Consider the following 14392-nt stretch of genomic DNA (forward strand, 5'->3'; position numbering starts at 1 on the left):
CCCGTCATCCCCGCACCGATCCCTTCGCCTCGCCGAATGACGCACCGCCGCAGGCCGCATCAGCACCACTGCGCACGCCGACCGGCGGCGCAGACCGCCCGATGCCGGACTCGACCCACGACCCGCTCCTGCCCGGACCGCCACCCACACGCCCGACCCCGACGGCCGGGCCCTGCCCCCCCGGCACCGGAGACGATCCGCCGGCGGCCCGAGCACCGCACGACCCGGCCCCACACCCACAGATTGGAATACCCATGTCCGCACGAACCCTGCCCGAAGCCACCTTCGCCCGCACCGTTCTCGGCTCCGGCCCCGGTCTCGCGCTCGCCCACGGCGCCGGCAGCAGCGTGGCCGGCACCTACGGACCGATCCTGGAGGACCTGGCCGCCCGCCACACCGTCGTCGGCGTCGACTACCCCGGCAGCGGGGACACCCCCCGCTCGACCACGCCGCTGTCGCTGGACGACCTGGCAGACCAGCTCGTCACCGCCGCCGTCACCGAAGGCCTGGACACCTTCGCACTGTCCGGCTACTCCCTCGGCGGCCCCGTCGCCATCCGCGCGGCAGCCCGCCACCCCGAGCGCGTCACCGCCCTCGTGCTGACCGCGACCTTCCCCTACCGGGACAACCACCTCGCTCTCGCCCTGCCGATCTGGCGCAAGCTGGCCGAGTCGGGCGACCGCGAAGTGCTGGCCGAGTACCTGACGATGATGGCCCTGGGCGCCGACACACTGGAGGCAATGCCGGCCGAGCAGCTCCAGCAGGCGATAGGGTTCACCGCCGCGAGCGTCGCCGACGGCACCCCCGAGCACGCCGAGCTGGCCCCCCGGGCCGACGTCCGCGACGACCTGCCGCACATCAAGGCACCCACCCTGGTCATCTCCACCACCCAGGACCGGTTCACCTCCACCCGCCTGCACCACCAACTCGCCGACACCATCCCCGGCGCCCAGCTCGTGGAGATCCACACCGGCCACCTGCCCATGGTGGAACGCCCCGAGGAATGGCAGAAGCTCATCACCACCTTCCTCGCCCGGCACAGCGCCTGAGCGAACGGAACGCACGCGACGGGCCTTCCCACCGACAACGGAAGCGGTACGGCTCCGCCTCCCCACCGCAGCAGGCTTCGACGCCGACTCCCGACCCGCGCTTCGACGACCGGAAGCAGGTACTGATCTGCGGTCGGTTGCCGGGGGAGGGCACGTCGTCCTGGCCGTGGGCGAGGATCGGCAGCAGCGCCTCGGCGGCACCGCACACGCTGCACGCCGTCGTGCCGGGCCGCGCGAGTACATCGAGTGCCTGCATGGTGCCGAGCGGGTGCGCGCGGTCGGTGCACTCGGGCAGCCCTCGGCGTGGACGGTGGCCGGGTGCCCGTGGGTGCGGCCGTCGAGCAGCCACGCCCACCGGGCCGGCGCCGAGACACGGGTACGGGGATGGGCGGGAATGCGACCGAGGTCGCCCTCCCCGGGCAGCGGGCGCAGCTGCTCGGCGGTGACCCACGTTCCGTACTCGGCCGGCTCGACCCCACCCCCGGCGGCCGTCTGCCACAGGGGAACGCCTGCCCTCACGCTGGCCTGGCGGGCGGCCTGCGCGGCACCGCCGCGTCAGCGACGGCGGGCGGGGTGGTCCGCCACGGCGTCGCGTACGCGGGTCCGGGTGAGGGTTGCGTGTGCAGGCGGCACGACTGCGGAGGCGTGGTCCCCGTCGCATGGCGGGCAGCACGGCCTTACGGGCACTTCGGTACAGCCGTTAGTGCTGCGGCTTCACCGCTGAGGGGAGCGCGAGTGAACTGGCTGAGTGGACCAGTGCCCCGGACGGCCCCGTCGCCGAGACCGGCGGCGGGGAAGCCCGGGGTGCCTCAGACGAGGCTGGCCAACAGCCCCGCGAAGACCTGTGGCCGGCTGAAGTAGCCGACGTGCGAGGTGGCCAGAGTGTGCACTTCGAAGGGGTTGTGCGGTGTCAGCGCGTCCGCTTTACGGATCATGTAGTCCTGGACGGCCGGAGGGATGCTCCTGTCCGCGGAGAGCCGGACGAAGGTGTGCGGGACGCGTCCCCATCCGTCGGCCCGGACCACCGCACCCGGCTCCGGCATCGCGTAGTTCTCGTCCGGGTCCAGGGAGTCCAGCAGCAGACGGAACTGGTGGTCGGTGGAGTCGGCCATGACCGCGGCCTTCAGCTCGGCGAACAGCTGCGGGTCGGCGTGCGCACTGCGCCAGTTCAGCCGGACCACGCCCTGGTCCTGGCCGTCCGCGTCGGGCACGGTGATCCGCGCGGCCAGGGCGTCGAGCAGGTTGTCGTCGACCACGTCCCACGGCTCGGTGAGCATGGCGGGGTCGCTGAGGCAGATCGCCGACAGGTAGACCACGCGGCGAAGCATTTCCGGTGCGGCGTTGGCGACGGCGCTGATCGTCAGACCGCCGAAGCTGTTGCCGACCAGGACGACGGGCCCCGCCGCGCTGAGGCGGCGGATGACGGCCAGCACGTGGCGCACGTTGTCCTGCAACGTGATACCCCGCATCGGGGAGGGGGCGGCGCCCAGTGCGGTGACGTCCTGCGGCTGCCGGTAGTAGGCGGCGGGGCCGTCGGCGCGGGCGCCGTGGCCGGGCAGGTCGACGGCATACGAACGGTGCCCGAGCAGGGCCAGTTCGTTCTGCAACGGGCCCCAGGCCCGGGCGTTGCTGGAGCCGCCGTGAACGAATACGAAGGTAGGGCGCAGGGTTGCGCGCATGGTGAAGATCCTCGTCATCCTGAGGTGAACGGTGGACGCGGGACCTGGTGTCGGCGACGGCCGACACCACGGTCAGAGCGTCGACCGGGTACGGGCGGCCTGCCAGTTGTGGATGACGGAACACATGACGGGTGATCATAACGTGCCCGGCGGAACAGAGGGAAGGATTCGGCACGTCAGCGGCGGATCGCCGCGTACAGGTCGACCCCGGACTTCGGAAGCGCCATGCCCCTCGTCGTGCAGAGCACAACCATGGTCCCGAAGCACGCACCCAGGCGCGCTCAAGACTCAGCGACATCACTCTCCCGTGGGAGCGGGTGCTTCTGAGCAAGAGGGGGAGCCACCCCATGTGTGCCCTTTGCCCAGGTGCCGTCGCTGTTCAGGGTGGTCCACCACAGGGAGTTGTTGGTGTGGCCGCGGTAGACACAGTGGAGTTTGCGCGAATCGGGCGGCAGCTCCGGTGGCGATCGGCGACCGCGTGGACCTGCCGGTGTGGCCGTACGAGGTGGACGCGGCCCGGCCGGAGCAGGCGGAGGACTCGGCCAGGTCGGACGGGGACGGCCCGCCGGGGCGAGGGTGAGGCAGTGCATGATCGGTTCTAATTCGTTCCTAGCAGCCCGATCGCCTCAGTCGGTAGGAGAGCTGCTTCAACGCCGAGGCTGCTTCGGCGTATGTGGTGATGACGGCTGGCCGGAGTCAGCGGAGGTCTAGAACGTTTCGGGTCAGGCCTTACCGAAGACCGGGTCGCGTTGATCTGGCCGGCCGTCATCACTCAGCCCTCGTTCACTCGTTGGTGTTTGTGGTGCGAGCCCTTCGCACGGTGACCTCTTGATCTGTCCGAGCCCGTTGAGCTCCCGCAGTAGACCGAGGCCCGCTCGCGCTGCGCTGGTGTCACGAACAGCTAGTGAGGTGGCGGTCCGGCCCTCGTGGCCGAGGCCTGGAATTGGAACGCTGCGTGGCCCGCATGCGCTTGTGACCGGCGCAAACATCGAGCCTTCCGGGGAGGGACCACTTGATCTACTGCGGAATTGACCGGGCCGAGAAGCACCATGACGTCGTGCTGGTCGACGAGTCCGGCCAGCTGCTGGCCAAGCGCCGAATCACCGACGACGCAGTCGGCTGCCAGGTGCTGCTGGACCTGCTTGCTGAGCACGAGAACATCCAGGACGAACCCATCCCGGTTGCGATCGAGACCAACCGCGGTTTACTCGTCGCTGTCCTCCGGGCAGGTCCACGACAGGTCTACGCGATCAATCCGCTGGCCGCCGCCCGCTACCGGGACCGCCACTCCGTCTCCCGGAAAAAGTCCGACCTCGGCGACGCCCCGGTCCTGGCGAACATCCTCCGCACGGACCGGCATGCTCACCGGCCTCTGCCCAACGACTCCGACCAGGCACGCGCCGTCGCCGTCCTCGCCCGAGCCCAGCAGGTCGGCAACCAGCTCCGCTCCCTGCTCCGCGAGTACTACCCCGCGGCCCTGACCGCCGTCGCGCACTGGAGGAACGGCCTCTGTCGGCCCGAAGCCCTCGCCCTGCTCAAGGCAGCTCCGACGCCGCCCGCCTGACCCGCCCCCAGATTGCTGCAGCGCTCCGGCATGCCGGCCGCCAGCGCGGAATCGAGGCCGAGACCGAACGACTCCGGGAGATCTTCCGAGCCGAATGGGCCCACCATCCAACTCTCGTAGAGAAGGCCCTGGGCCAGCAGATGCTCGCGCTGCTCGTCCAGCTCGAAGCCGCCTGCACCGCCGTGAACGCCCTCGCCCAGGCCGTGGAAGAAGCCTTCCTCCAACACGAGGACGCGGAGATCATCCTGAGCTTCCCCGGGCTGGGACCTCAGCTCGGAGCCCGCGTGCTGGCCGAGCTCGGCGACGACCGAAACAGGTTCGCCGACGCCCGCGGCCTGAAAGTTCATGCAGGTTCTTCGCCCATTACTCGGGCCTCCGGCAAGAAGTCCAGCATCACCCGCCGCCGCATCAAGAACGACCGGCTCAACCACGCCGGCTACCTCTGGGCCTCCTCAGCCCTACAAGCCTCACCCGGGGCCATGGCCCTCTACCGCCACCGCCGCGACGAACGCGGAGACCGGCACGCCTCCGCCCTGCGCAACGTCTTCAACAGCCTGATCGGACAGCTCCACCACTGCCTCCACCACCGCGAACTCTTCGATGAACACGCGGCCTTCTCGACTGCGGTCGTGCAGGCCACGCAGGCAGCGTGAGCCGAGAGTCAGGACCGGATTCAGCGAGGATCGGCATTGGCCTCGGGATTTCTCGACAATGCGGCCCTCGACTACGGACCCGTCGGCCTAACGATCATCATCGCTTCTCCCGCCGGAGTCCGAGGTCGGAGACGCGCTGCTCGTACAGGGCCGCGGCGGCAGCGTCACGGAAGTCGACCTTGTGCCACCGCGCAACGTCGTAGCCTTCGCTGTCGTGCCAGGACCGTAGGGCTTCGCACAGAGTGTTCCAGGTGTCACGGATCCGATCGAGGCGCTGCTCGTCTTGTGCGCGTAGCTCGGCCTCAGGCGGAGGAGCCCACACGAGAACTGTCGTAGGGCCCGAACGGTTGCGGTAGGGCTTCCAGAAAGGCGCGCGGATGTCCCATTCCAGTTGAAGAACGAGGCCAGACATCACCTGGGCAAGTGCCCCAGCCGTACGGTGCTCCTCAGTCTCAGCACCGTGAGCGGCCTCTTGGGCTTCCAGCCGCGGCATCAGGAACTCGAAGATCGCCCAGGCGTCATCCTCTGTGATGTCGGAGGCGTGGTGGAGCGTCCGCTCCGGCATGCCCGCCGGCTCGTCCTGCTCGATGGTCATCTCCGCCCCGCCCCCGGTCCAGATTCACCGAAGAGGAACACTGACCCGCACTGACCCGCACACGCCAAGGTGCTCCGGAGCGGGTTCATCGTCTCGGCTCCGATCAGGCTATCCGAGGAGTTTCGACGGGGCCGGGCGCCGTCGGAACGACCGCCTTGGCGCCGCATTCGTCGCCGCCGGGCGCCGTCAACTTGACGCCTGGCTTTGTGAGGTGCCTTCGGTGAACTTGTGCCCCCGGCAGGGTGAGATGCCCTTCGCCGGGGTCGTACCGGTGGTGCTGCGCCCGGTATCACCGGACCATGATCACTACTCTCTGCCGCGGTGTCGTCGCGGTTGCACACCGCCTCGGCGCCGATCCCGCGATAGTCCCCGGAACCCTGCTGCGCGACTACGCGGACGAGATCGACTGGGCACGCGTCATTTACCTCATTGACCGCTGCGGATCTCGTCGATGCGCTTCGCCAGAGCCTGTGTCTCCGCGATCAGCCGCCCGTGCGCCTTCTTCTGCTCCTCGGCACCCCGGTCCCTGAACACCCCGCTGAAGTGGGGTTGGAGCTGGGTCCACCAGCCGTAGTCCAGCATTGCCCACGCCTGCGGGCAGAGGGGGGCGCGGGTCTTCGGGAGATAGCCGCTGTCGACCAGGGACTTCCGGTACTTCTTCGGGTCGCTGCCCTCCAGGTAGCACAGGAAGTTGAAGGCCCGCTGCTGGGTAACGGGGTGGTCGCTCGACATGCCCTCCAGGGTCGGCGTGCCTTCCTTGCGTGCGATCTCGTCGAAGAGGATCGCGGCAGCCAGCGACGGGCCCGGCCCGACCTCGTTGACGGTATAGAAGGACGCGAAGCCGTCCGCCGCGTCCTCTTCGAGACCGAGGTTGGCCAGGAGGAGCTGGCGCTGCAGGGCATGGCCCATCTCGTGGCCGAAGATGAACTCGGTCGACAGCACGGTCAGGTCGTCGGTGTTGTACTCGGACGCGGGGAACGGGGCGGGCCGTTCGACGGTCTTCACGACATCGGCGAGGGCCTTCTCGATCTCGGTCAGGAACGGTGGCGGGACGAAGATCGTCCTGCCGTCGGGCTGGGTGACGGCGTCGGTGACACCGGGCGGCACGGCGGCGGTGACCTTCACGACCATGTCGTGCGGGAGGGTGAGTGATCTGTTCACCCAGTCGGCCGTACGCTCCAACACGCGGGAGTTCCGGATCAGTGCCACGGCCTCCCGGTCCTCCGGTTTGACCGTTTGGGCCTCGTAGACGACGGTGACCCTGCCGGAGCGCGCCGCCTGGGGGCGGGGCCCTGCCCCAGGCCCCTGCCCGGCGTCGCGGGACTCACCGCCGCACCCGGTCGAGACGACCCCGGCGAGGAGCAGCACACCTGACAGGACGATGCACGCCCTCGTCGAGCGACCGGCGGTGTTCGGCATCCTCGATCGGCTCCCGTCACGTGTCCCCGCACTGATCCTCCGGCCGTCCGGAGGCTGGCGCCCGTCGAGCCGCCCGTACGGGGGACCGTTCGCCGTGTGGGCGACCTCCGGGAAGCCGCCTGGTTCGACCGTTCGACAGCCGCAGCATCAGGGATCCCCGACGCGGCTTCCGGCGGTGGAGCGCAGCTCCTCGTGCCGGCCGACTGCGCTGTCGCTGAGGGGGAGGGTGGTTGCGGTGTCGGTGGTTCGGTGAGCTGGGGTGTTGCAGGGGCGGGACGTCCGCCTCTGGAGACCGGTGCAGTTGACCGGGCCGGCGCCCCGACCCGTCTGGGGGCGAGAAGGTTGGCCGGGGTGTGCGTCGCGGTCGACCGTGTGGTTGACCGGGTCTGCGCGCGGCGGGGCGTGCGGGCAGGGGGCCGGTCCATGCCCGCCGTGCGGTCCCACGTACTCAGGCCGTTGTGGGATCCACGGCTGCCATGAGTGTGGCCAGCCCGGTCTCGTCGGCCGCCCACACGGTGGCGTGCCATTGGCCGCGCCACTGTTCCAGCAGCACCCGTTGGCGGTCGCCGTCCCGGGAGTGGCGCTGGATGCCGTCGATGGTGGGCGGCCCGGAAATGAAGTCCTGCCGGAGTACCTCCAGCAGGGCCAACGGCTCCACTGCCCCGGGCAGAGCGAGCTGCTTGCCGTGAAGGTGGACGGGCGCGTCCCAGATCCGGGCGTGGACGAGGTCCGAAAAACGGTCGGCATGTGGCTGCCAGACGGCGGACGGCGTCACGTCGTCGAAGGAGATCACCACCGGTGGGTCCTCGGAGCCGTCGAGGCGAACGGCCATCACCCACACGCCCTGGTTCTCGACCAGGAACGGCAGCAGCCCCAGGGAGCCGACCGGGTCGAAGGGCCGTTCTTCCTGTTCTTCCACGTCGTCGGGCCAGTCGCCGTTGTCCTCGGGCCAGTAGTAGATCTCCTCCCGGCCCAGCCGTTCGGCGTCGTACACCATGTCGTCGTTGCTGAACTTCCTCAGCACGGCGGCGCCCTGTGCCAGCGCGAACCACTCGCGCACCGACGCGGGCACAACGTGGCCGTGCACGGACTCGAAGCGGTCCAGCACCGCTTCGGCCTCCTTGGATATCTCCAGGTCCAGCCCGGCGAGTTCTGCCGCACGACCGTGGAACCGCAGCGTGTCCGCCGGCATCATCCGTCCCCCTGTCTTTGTTGGTGGGCCCCAATGCCCGCCGGCCAGGGGGCGACCCTAGCCGCTCGTACCGACAGCGTGCACCGCGGCGACATCAGACGCGCACTGTCGCCTACGCCGAGAAGCTCGGCTACACCCGTCGCCCCGAGCTCAGCCCTGCGACGTGATGTGGTTGATGACCGCGGTGAAGTCATCTGTTGGTGAGAAGTCCACGTATTCGCAGTCCTCGAGGGCCAAGGGGGCGTGTCCGGGCGGCCAGTAGAACGCCTGTCCCGCCTCGTAGACCTCCTCACCGTCCTTCGTCACCATCTTCAGCCGGCCTTTGAGCATGTACCCCCAGTGCGGGCACTGACAGAGATCATTGGGCAGGCCCTTCAGAGCCGGCCGCAGGTCCGCCCCCTGAGGCAGCTGCACGAAGGCCACGGACAGGTCTCCGCCGACCGCTCGCGTACGGAGTTCGACGCCTCCGCCCTCGATTGCGACGGGTGTGTCCTGCCGGGTCGTCCCGGTCATGGCTGCCTCGCTTCACTCGTAGTGCGGCAGTGTGCCCCGCTTCCAGGCCGGCCCCGGCGGTCGGGGCTCGCCAAGCGGGCCCACGGGCTGCCGGCCCGCCTCCCGCCTCTCCCGTCGTCGCGATCCAGCTCTGGCTGCGCTGAGATGTCAGGAGCTGGCGCCGCTGACGCCTGGGGCGACGAAGCGCCGGTGCAGGCGGTGGAACTTCGGCTCGGGGTCGCTCTGCACGCCCAGTTCGCCCTTGAGTACGGGGGCGATCCGAGCCTCGATGAACCGGTTGAAGTGGTCCTCCGACTCCCAGATGTCCATCAGGTTGAAGCCGCCGTCGACGAACCAGGCGGCGTGCAGAACGTACCCGTCCGGTGCATCCTCTTCCCAGCGGACCTTCTGGCGCACCGCGTCGTACACATCGGGTGTGATCTCGGGCCAGGAAAAGGTCATCACGACTGCCATGGAGTGTCCTCTCGACCGCTTGGACGCGCCGCGGCCGGACGGCACACGGGATCGCACTGCGGAGCTATGCCGCCGGTATCGCCGGTGCATTCCGGGGCGCCCATCCGAGAAGGGCCGGGTGTGCTCTCGGCACCGTGGGCGTGATCAAGTTCCAGCTTTGCATCCTTGGCCGCTGCGGCACCCGGGGCGCTGCCCAGCGCGGTGAGGGGATGCGAGAGGGGGGTGTGGGACGGTGCAGGACGAACAGGATGCCCTGGAACACCAGCCGGTCCGGATGCCGCTTCCGCCCGGGATGGCGAGTGCGACGTACGACTTTCGGCAGCAGTGGTTCGATCACCGCCCACAGTTCGTCCTCGACATGCCACGGCTTCGGCCGAGCCACCTCACGCCTCCGGATCAATGCTCCCTGAGCGATCCAACCATCTCGAAGATCATTTCGTTAGGAATTCTAAGCAGGCCTGGCGGGTGTTCGCCTGCAAGGATCGTTCGGTTGGAGTCGGGGGATCCGCTGTGAAGTGGGGCCCTTGCGGCTCCGCCCCGCATGCCCCCCCGGCCGGCACCCCCGCCGCTGGCCGGGGCAGGCCCGGCCAGCCCACCCCCGGCTGGTCGGGGTTCTTTCATATAGAGGCGTGTCCCCGGGATTGCCTGGCGGCTGTTCTCCCGGTTCTTCACCGTCTGCGGCCCCTTCAATGTGGCCGCGAACGGGGCGTGGGTGACACCGACCCGCCCCTCACGCAGCCGCGCCCGTTCCGCCGGAGACGGCAACTGCGGCTCGCCCTCCAACAGCGCTGCGTTGCGGGGCCCGGTACCCAACGGCACTGGTTGTTGGGGCCGTCCGGGTGTGGGTGCGCGCGTGGGCGGGGCAGGGTCGCAGGCGGGACCCGGCCGGCCTGTCGGCAGGGATGCGGGAGAGGGCGGTAGCCCTGGTCCTGCTCCTGACCTCGCCGGACAGGTAACGGTCGGCGTCTCCACCGGCCGTGAGGGCTGAACCCTTCCTCCCTGCACCGCTGCGGCGGCTACGGCGGCGGTACAACCTGCCTGGAGGAGCCCGTGAGCGCTCAACCCGCCGACCACGTAACCGTCCCGCCGCCCGCCGCCCGCCGCCCGCCGCCCGCCGCCCGCCGCCCGCCGCCCGCCGCCCGCCGCCCGCCGCCCGCCGCCCGCCGCCCGCCGCCCGCCGCCCGCCGCCCGCCGCCCGCGCCCGCGCCCGCGCCCGGGGCCCCGGCCGAACTCCGTGCCCTGCTGCGCGCCGACCGCCGTGCGGACACGTGGGTGCCTGCGTTCGAGCGGGACTGGACCAAGGCCCTGGAGGACGCCCGCCACGCGTTCAGCCTCACCCCGCTGCACGAGGTGGTGCGCACCTGGCAGTTGCGCGTGGGCGCGGCCCCGGCCGTCGACGCCTTCATGGACTCCGGCCAGGACGAATCCGACTTCGTGGACCTGGACGACGTCCTCGGCGGGCGCCCGTGACCGAAGAACAGCCGTGGGCGGTGCGCCTGTCCCCGCAGGCCGCGAAGACCCTCGCCGAGCTCCCCGAGCCGGCCCGGGAGACGGTCCGCGACGTCCTCGACATCGCGGTGCGCTCCCTGTGGGGCTGGCCCCAGTGGAACGCCGGCGATCCCGAGGGCCAGGACGTCCGGGCCGCGTCCGTCGGGCAGCTGTCCGTCGTCTACGTGGCCAACCGGCTCACCCGGCGGCTGTCCGTCCTGGGCATCGTCTGGCTCGGCGCCTGATCGTGCGGCGGGCTGCTGCCGTCGGGTCCGTTGCCGGGGGGCGGCGGTCTGAGCGCCGGCGCCGGGGGCTTTGTCGGACGGCCCCGCGGTTCCCCGGCCGGGGAGGAGGCCGGGGTACGGGGTGTCCGGGTGCCGTACGGATCCGGGCGGGCCTGCCCCTATGACGCCGGGGGAAGAGGCGTCACGGGGGCGGGGCCGCTCCGGAAGCCCAACCCCCACGGTGTGCTTCCGACACCAACGCGTCTGACCCGGCGCCTCCTCCCCAAACGCCCTTTTTCTCAGCAGTTCTGAGAGGGCGTCACGTCCAGCTGCTCTCGGGCTCGCGCGCGGGGCCGCTTCATTGCTGGTCAGCATGCGGAAGCGAGCTCCGCTCCGGATGCCGTGCCAGCCGGGTTGCCGCACGCTGGGATGTATGGCGGACCAGACGGAGATCGTGATCCATTCCGTGTCGCCGCGGGGCGGGCGCAAGGTCACCGTGCACGCCCTCGGCGTGGACACGGACCTCGGCCGGGCGTTCACGCCCGGGGACGTGTCAGAGTTCCTGCGCCGGGCCGGCCTGGAGGATGTGGACCTGTCCGAGGACGGGCCGATCCGGTGGGAGGGCGGCGGCTCCGAGGTGTGGACCGGCGACATCTGACCCGCCGGGCACCAGACACCGGGCACGTGATGCTCCTGGGCGGGGCGGGTTTCCCTGCTGGCGGGCGCTGCCAGGCCGAGCCCGTGTATCAGGTGTGCAGGCGACTGTTGGAGCCTTCCCCGTCCTGGGCGCTGTCGTTGTTGAACCAGTAGTCCCCGGCCGCCAGGTAGCGGGAGGAGCGGCTGTTCCCGGGGGATGGCTGGGCGGTGACGGCCCGCTTCCCGTCCTCGGCCGGGGTGCCGACGGGAAGGACGAAGGCGACCGCGGTGCGGTCCTTGCGCAGGGTGCGCTCCAGCATGTGAATCCTGCTCCTGACGGTGCGGGGACGGGCGAGTGCGCTCATCCTCGGCACCCCGGCCTCAAGACGCATCCGCACCGGCCACCGCTCACCCTGCCGCCACGATATGTAGCCGAAATGGTGCGGGATGTGACTCTTCGTGTCAGCGTGGCGGAGGAAGTACCCCCCACGCAACGCATCGAGGAGTCGCCGTCATGGGCGGTATGCAGGACAAGCGCCAGGAACCGGGCAAGGGCCGAGAGGAACAGCAGCGCCCCCAGCGCCCGCAGCGTCCCGGTCAGGACCCGGTCCACCCCGAGCCCGGCACCCCCTCCCGCGGAGGCCAGCGCCCGGAGGAGATGGAGCGGCGCCGCGAGGAGGACCACCTTCACGACGAGCGCGACGACTTCTGACACAAGGCAGCACCCCACGCACGCAGAGCCCGGCCAGGCGCCCGTAGTCACCCCGGCCGGGCTCTGTTCATGCCGTGGGCCGGACCGCCCGGCCCCCCACCACGGAGGTCAGGTCAGACCTGGGCCGCGGCGTCGACGCCCGAGCGGCCCGGCGTGGCACGGCCCCGGGCAGGAGGACCCGGCGCCGCGCTCAGCCGGCCCGCGCCTCGGGGTGCTGAGAAAGGGCCACCATGCCATCGGCCACCGCGACGCAGTCCGGCGGCAGGCCGGACGACGGACCACCCCGGCTTCCTGCCACGGCGTTCACACGCCGGCGGTCAAGGGGCCGGAACCCGGGGAGAGCCGCGTCGTTGAAGGACTGGACGCACATTGCTCCGGAGGCTCCATCCGTTCCCCCGGGTCTGCCCGGGGCGGGCCCACGCCCTGACACCTGGCGCGTCCCGTCCCCTGCTGGGCGTACCCGCGGGGGACGGCTGCCGGCGCGCGTGGCGGCAGAAGCGTCAGGTGTCGGGATCAACCCGCGGGATCCGCTGCATGCCTGGGCTCCCGCTCCGGCTGCTCAGCCGGAGCGTAGGAGCTTGAACGCGGAGACGAGCCAGGACCGAGTTCGGAAGTCACCGGCCGCCGCGGCCATGACCATCTGCCCCGCCCGCCAGACGCCCAGGAGCAGGTCCGTGCAGCGGATCCCGCCTCCGGGGTGCCACTCCAACACCGGCCCCACCGCGTCGTCGTGCTCCCGCACCACGAGGCCGGGACCATACCGCCGCAGTCGTGCCGCTTGCACACGCACCCCTCACCCTGACCGAAATGGGCGACACCGTGACGTACCGGCCCGCCCGGCGACCGTGACGCGGCGGTGCCGCGCTGGCCCGGCCGGCCAGGCCAGCGTCAGGCGCAGGCCTCCGTCTGCAGGGCGAGACCTCTGCCTCGCCGCCGCCGTGACCCGTGCGAGGGTGACACCAGACTTTCCATCACGGAAATTCGAGATTTGCCATGATGGAAACACTCCCCTAGTCTTTCCATCATGGAAACCAACGGGGATGTCATCCGACCAACGCCTCAGCAGGCTCGCGACGCGCTGGCCGACACCGAGCAGATCCATACCTCTACCACCGCCCTGTCCGCTACCCCGTGGCCGCTGTGGTTCACCACCGCGCTCACGCTGTACATAGCTGCCGTCCCGCCGGTCTACGGCGGCCTGGCGACGGCTTCCGAGTGGCTGCTGCCCAAGGTCGCCTGGGCCACCGTCATGGCGGTGATGACCGCCGCCTACCTGGCGCTCTTCGCCGCCGCGGCCAACTCCTGGAAGAAGAAGACCGGCGTCGCACTGCGCCTGGACGTGCTGCCCAAACGTGCCACCGTACCGATGGCCGTCGGACTGCCCGCGCTCCTGGTGGGATCGGCGATCGCCTTTCGCGCCACCGGCGAGCCGGTGTTGCTGTTCGCCGCCTCCGCCGTGGGCGCCGCGGTATCGATCGCCTTCCACCTCACCTTCATCCGTCTGCACCGGAAGAACTCGTGAGCCCCGACCCCGCCGACCCCATGGATGGCTTCGACATCACCATCCACGCCCCCAATCGACTGCGCATCTGCGCCCTGCTTGACACCGCAGGCGAAGCCGAGTTCGCCACCGTCCAGCGAGAGCTCGATGTCTCCGCCTCGGTGCTGAGCAAGCACGTCACCGTGCTGATGGACGCCGACTACGTCGAGCAGCGCAAGGCCGTCCGCGACACTCGCCAACGCGTCTGGCTTCGTCTCACCCGACGGGGCCGCGACGCCTACCAGGCGCATCTGGCCGCCCTGCGCGCCATCGTCGGCTCGTAAGAGCGGGCCCCGGCCGGCTGGTCGCGGCACTCAATATCCGATGAGAGGGAAGCCCGGCGACCAAACTTCGGCGAGAGGCTTCAGCCTTCGGTGCACAGGACAACCCGGTGTGACTGATTCCCAATGACTGTTGTCAAGCGCCGAGGGCGCCTACTGGGTGGCTGATGTCATGCCGATGGCACGGCGGAACCTTGCCCGCAGAGAGGTCGGCACGGGGACGCCCGAGACCCCGTCGGGAGAGCCGGCATCCTGTGATGCAGCGATCCGCTCTGCTCGGTAATCGTGAGAGTCTCCGCGGAATGCGACGGCATCCTCCCCAATCCCAACTGCCTCCAGCAGGGTGTCCAGGGCCTTGTCGGCTTGCTCGTGCGGCTGAGTGAGCCAGACATAG

The 14392-nt window shown here is 70.3% G+C and carries 16 protein-coding genes and 2 pseudogenes; 8 read left to right on the forward strand and 10 right to left on the reverse strand.

Annotated features, from left to right (window positions below):
- The first annotated feature begins 254 nt into the window (after nucleotides 1–254).
- Nucleotides 255–1049 carry an alpha/beta fold hydrolase gene (locus OG373_RS41005; protein ID WP_405435068.1) on the forward strand — a complete coding sequence of 265 codons (795 nt, stop codon included), beginning with the start codon at nucleotides 255–257 and terminating at the stop codon, nucleotides 1047–1049.
- Here OG373_RS41005 and OG373_RS41010 read toward each other — a convergent pair.
- Nucleotides 1018–1710: a DUF6233 domain-containing protein gene (locus OG373_RS41010; protein ID WP_405443888.1), complete on the reverse strand. Its 693-nt coding sequence runs from the start codon at nucleotides 1708–1710 to the stop codon at nucleotides 1018–1020. The two genes, OG373_RS41005 and OG373_RS41010, sit on opposite strands and share 32 nt — an antisense overlap.
- A 148-nt stretch (nucleotides 1711–1858) precedes the next feature.
- The gene (locus OG373_RS41015; protein ID WP_405435067.1) at nucleotides 1859–2728 is read right to left on the reverse strand and encodes an alpha/beta hydrolase; all 870 of its coding nucleotides are present in this window, start codon (nucleotides 2726–2728) and stop codon (nucleotides 1859–1861) included.
- Nucleotides 2729–3740: 1012 nt separating this feature from the next.
- Here OG373_RS41015 and OG373_RS41020 point away from each other — a divergent pair.
- Nucleotides 3741–4945: pseudogene (locus OG373_RS41020) on the forward strand (transposase).
- Nucleotides 4946–5042: 97 nt separating this feature from the next.
- On the opposite strand, the gene OG373_RS41025 reads toward OG373_RS41020, so the two are convergent.
- From OG373_RS41025 to OG373_RS41050, 6 genes and pseudogenes are all read right to left on the reverse strand, one after another.
- Complete coding sequence (locus OG373_RS41025; RefSeq protein WP_405435066.1) at nucleotides 5043–5540, reverse strand: hypothetical protein; 498 nt, start codon at nucleotides 5538–5540, stop codon at nucleotides 5043–5045.
- Nucleotides 5541–5966: 426 nt separating this feature from the next.
- Nucleotides 5967–6959, reverse strand: a complete 993-nt coding sequence (locus OG373_RS41030) for a DUF4344 domain-containing metallopeptidase (RefSeq protein WP_405435065.1) — start codon at nucleotides 6957–6959, stop codon at nucleotides 5967–5969.
- Nucleotides 6960–7407: 448 nt separating this feature from the next.
- Nucleotides 7408–8154, reverse strand: a complete 747-nt coding sequence (locus tag OG373_RS41035; protein WP_405435064.1) for a hypothetical protein — start codon at nucleotides 8152–8154, stop codon at nucleotides 7408–7410.
- 147 nt (nucleotides 8155–8301) lie between these two features.
- Complete coding sequence (locus OG373_RS41040) at nucleotides 8302–8664, reverse strand: hypothetical protein (protein ID WP_405435063.1); 363 nt, start codon at nucleotides 8662–8664, stop codon at nucleotides 8302–8304.
- A 147-nt stretch (nucleotides 8665–8811) separates the two neighbouring features.
- Nucleotides 8812–9117: a hypothetical protein gene (locus OG373_RS41045; RefSeq protein WP_405435062.1), complete on the reverse strand. Its 306-nt coding sequence runs from the start codon at nucleotides 9115–9117 to the stop codon at nucleotides 8812–8814.
- Nucleotides 9118–9349: 232 nt separating this feature from the next.
- A pseudogene (locus OG373_RS41050) lies at nucleotides 9350–9499 on the reverse strand (transposase); the annotation flags it as partial.
- Between the two features lie 668 nt (nucleotides 9500–10167).
- On the opposite strand from OG373_RS41050, the gene OG373_RS41055 reads away from it, so the two are divergent.
- The 3 genes from OG373_RS41055 to OG373_RS41065 all read left to right on the forward strand — a co-directional run bounded on the left by OG373_RS41055 (nucleotide 10168) and on the right by OG373_RS41065 (nucleotide 11487).
- Nucleotides 10168–10587, forward strand: coding sequence for a DUF6247 family protein (locus tag OG373_RS41055; RefSeq protein ID WP_405435061.1), 420 nt, complete (start codon nucleotides 10168–10170; stop codon nucleotides 10585–10587).
- Nucleotides 10584–10850 carry a hypothetical protein gene (locus OG373_RS41060; protein ID WP_405435060.1) on the forward strand — a complete coding sequence of 89 codons (267 nt, stop codon included), beginning with the start codon at nucleotides 10584–10586 and terminating at the stop codon, nucleotides 10848–10850. The genes OG373_RS41055 and OG373_RS41060 overlap by 4 nt, the downstream gene beginning before the upstream one ends.
- Nucleotides 10851–11262: 412 nt before the next feature.
- Complete coding sequence (locus OG373_RS41065) at nucleotides 11263–11487, forward strand: hypothetical protein (protein ID WP_405435059.1); 225 nt, start codon at nucleotides 11263–11265, stop codon at nucleotides 11485–11487.
- 88 nt (nucleotides 11488–11575) lie between these two features.
- On the opposite strand, the gene OG373_RS41070 is transcribed toward OG373_RS41065, so the two are convergent.
- Entirely contained in the window at nucleotides 11576–11830 is a 255-nt protein-coding gene (locus tag OG373_RS41070; protein ID WP_405435058.1) for a hypothetical protein, read from the reverse strand.
- Between the two features lie 149 nt (nucleotides 11831–11979).
- Between OG373_RS41070 and OG373_RS41075 the strand changes: the two genes are divergently transcribed.
- Nucleotides 11980–12177 (forward strand): hypothetical protein, encoded by a 198-nt coding sequence (locus tag OG373_RS41075; protein ID WP_405435057.1) that lies wholly within the window; start codon nucleotides 11980–11982, stop codon nucleotides 12175–12177.
- A gap of 559 nt (nucleotides 12178–12736) precedes the next feature.
- On the opposite strand, the gene OG373_RS41080 is transcribed toward OG373_RS41075, so the two are convergent.
- Nucleotides 12737–12922 carry a hypothetical protein gene (locus tag OG373_RS41080; RefSeq protein WP_405435056.1) on the reverse strand — a complete coding sequence of 62 codons (186 nt, stop codon included), beginning with the start codon at nucleotides 12920–12922 and terminating at the stop codon, nucleotides 12737–12739.
- Between the two features lie 279 nt (nucleotides 12923–13201).
- On the opposite strand from OG373_RS41080, the gene OG373_RS41085 reads away from it, so the two are divergent.
- Both OG373_RS41085 and OG373_RS41090 read left to right on the forward strand, forming a co-directional pair.
- Entirely contained in the window at nucleotides 13202–13699 is a 498-nt protein-coding gene (locus OG373_RS41085) for a hypothetical protein (protein WP_405435055.1), read from the forward strand.
- Complete coding sequence (locus OG373_RS41090; RefSeq protein ID WP_397738058.1) at nucleotides 13696–14001, forward strand: transcriptional regulator; 306 nt, start codon at nucleotides 13696–13698, stop codon at nucleotides 13999–14001. The genes OG373_RS41085 and OG373_RS41090 overlap by 4 nt, the downstream gene beginning before the upstream one ends.
- The last annotated feature ends 391 nt before the right edge of the window (nucleotides 14002–14392 follow it).

The organism is Streptomyces avidinii (genome assembly GCF_045161815.1).
Lineage (GTDB): Bacteria > Actinomycetota > Actinomycetes > Streptomycetales > Streptomycetaceae > Streptomyces > Streptomyces avidinii.

Excerpts from the sequence above, each read along its gene's own strand:
- OG373_RS41010 (WP_405443888.1), bottom strand. The coding sequence starts at position 1,710 with ATGCGACGGGGACCACGCCTCCGCAGTCGTGCCGCCTGCACACGCAAC.
- OG373_RS41065 (WP_405435059.1), top strand. The coding sequence starts at position 11,263 with ATGGCGGACCAGACGGAGATCGTGATCCATTCCGTGTCGCCGCGGGGC.
- OG373_RS41070 (WP_405435058.1), bottom strand. The coding sequence starts at position 11,830 with ATGAGCGCACTCGCCCGTCCCCGCACCGTCAGGAGCAGGATTCACATG.
- OG373_RS41075 (WP_405435057.1), top strand. The coding sequence starts at position 11,980 with ATGGGCGGTATGCAGGACAAGCGCCAGGAACCGGGCAAGGGCCGAGAG.
- OG373_RS41025 (WP_405435066.1), bottom strand. The coding sequence starts at position 5,540 with ATGACCATCGAGCAGGACGAGCCGGCGGGCATGCCGGAGCGGACGCTC.
- OG373_RS41040 (WP_405435063.1), bottom strand. The coding sequence starts at position 8,664 with ATGACCGGGACGACCCGGCAGGACACACCCGTCGCAATCGAGGGCGGA.
- OG373_RS41005 (WP_405435068.1), top strand. The coding sequence starts at position 255 with ATGTCCGCACGAACCCTGCCCGAAGCCACCTTCGCCCGCACCGTTCTC.
- OG373_RS41085 (WP_405435055.1), top strand. The coding sequence starts at position 13,202 with ATGGAAACCAACGGGGATGTCATCCGACCAACGCCTCAGCAGGCTCGC.
- OG373_RS41030 (WP_405435065.1), bottom strand. The coding sequence starts at position 6,959 with ATGCCGAACACCGCCGGTCGCTCGACGAGGGCGTGCATCGTCCTGTCA.
- OG373_RS41015 (WP_405435067.1), bottom strand. The coding sequence starts at position 2,728 with ATGCGCGCAACCCTGCGCCCTACCTTCGTATTCGTTCACGGCGGCTCC.
- OG373_RS41045 (WP_405435062.1), bottom strand. The coding sequence starts at position 9,117 with ATGGCAGTCGTGATGACCTTTTCCTGGCCCGAGATCACACCCGATGTG.
- OG373_RS41035 (WP_405435064.1), bottom strand. The coding sequence starts at position 8,154 with ATGATGCCGGCGGACACGCTGCGGTTCCACGGTCGTGCGGCAGAACTC.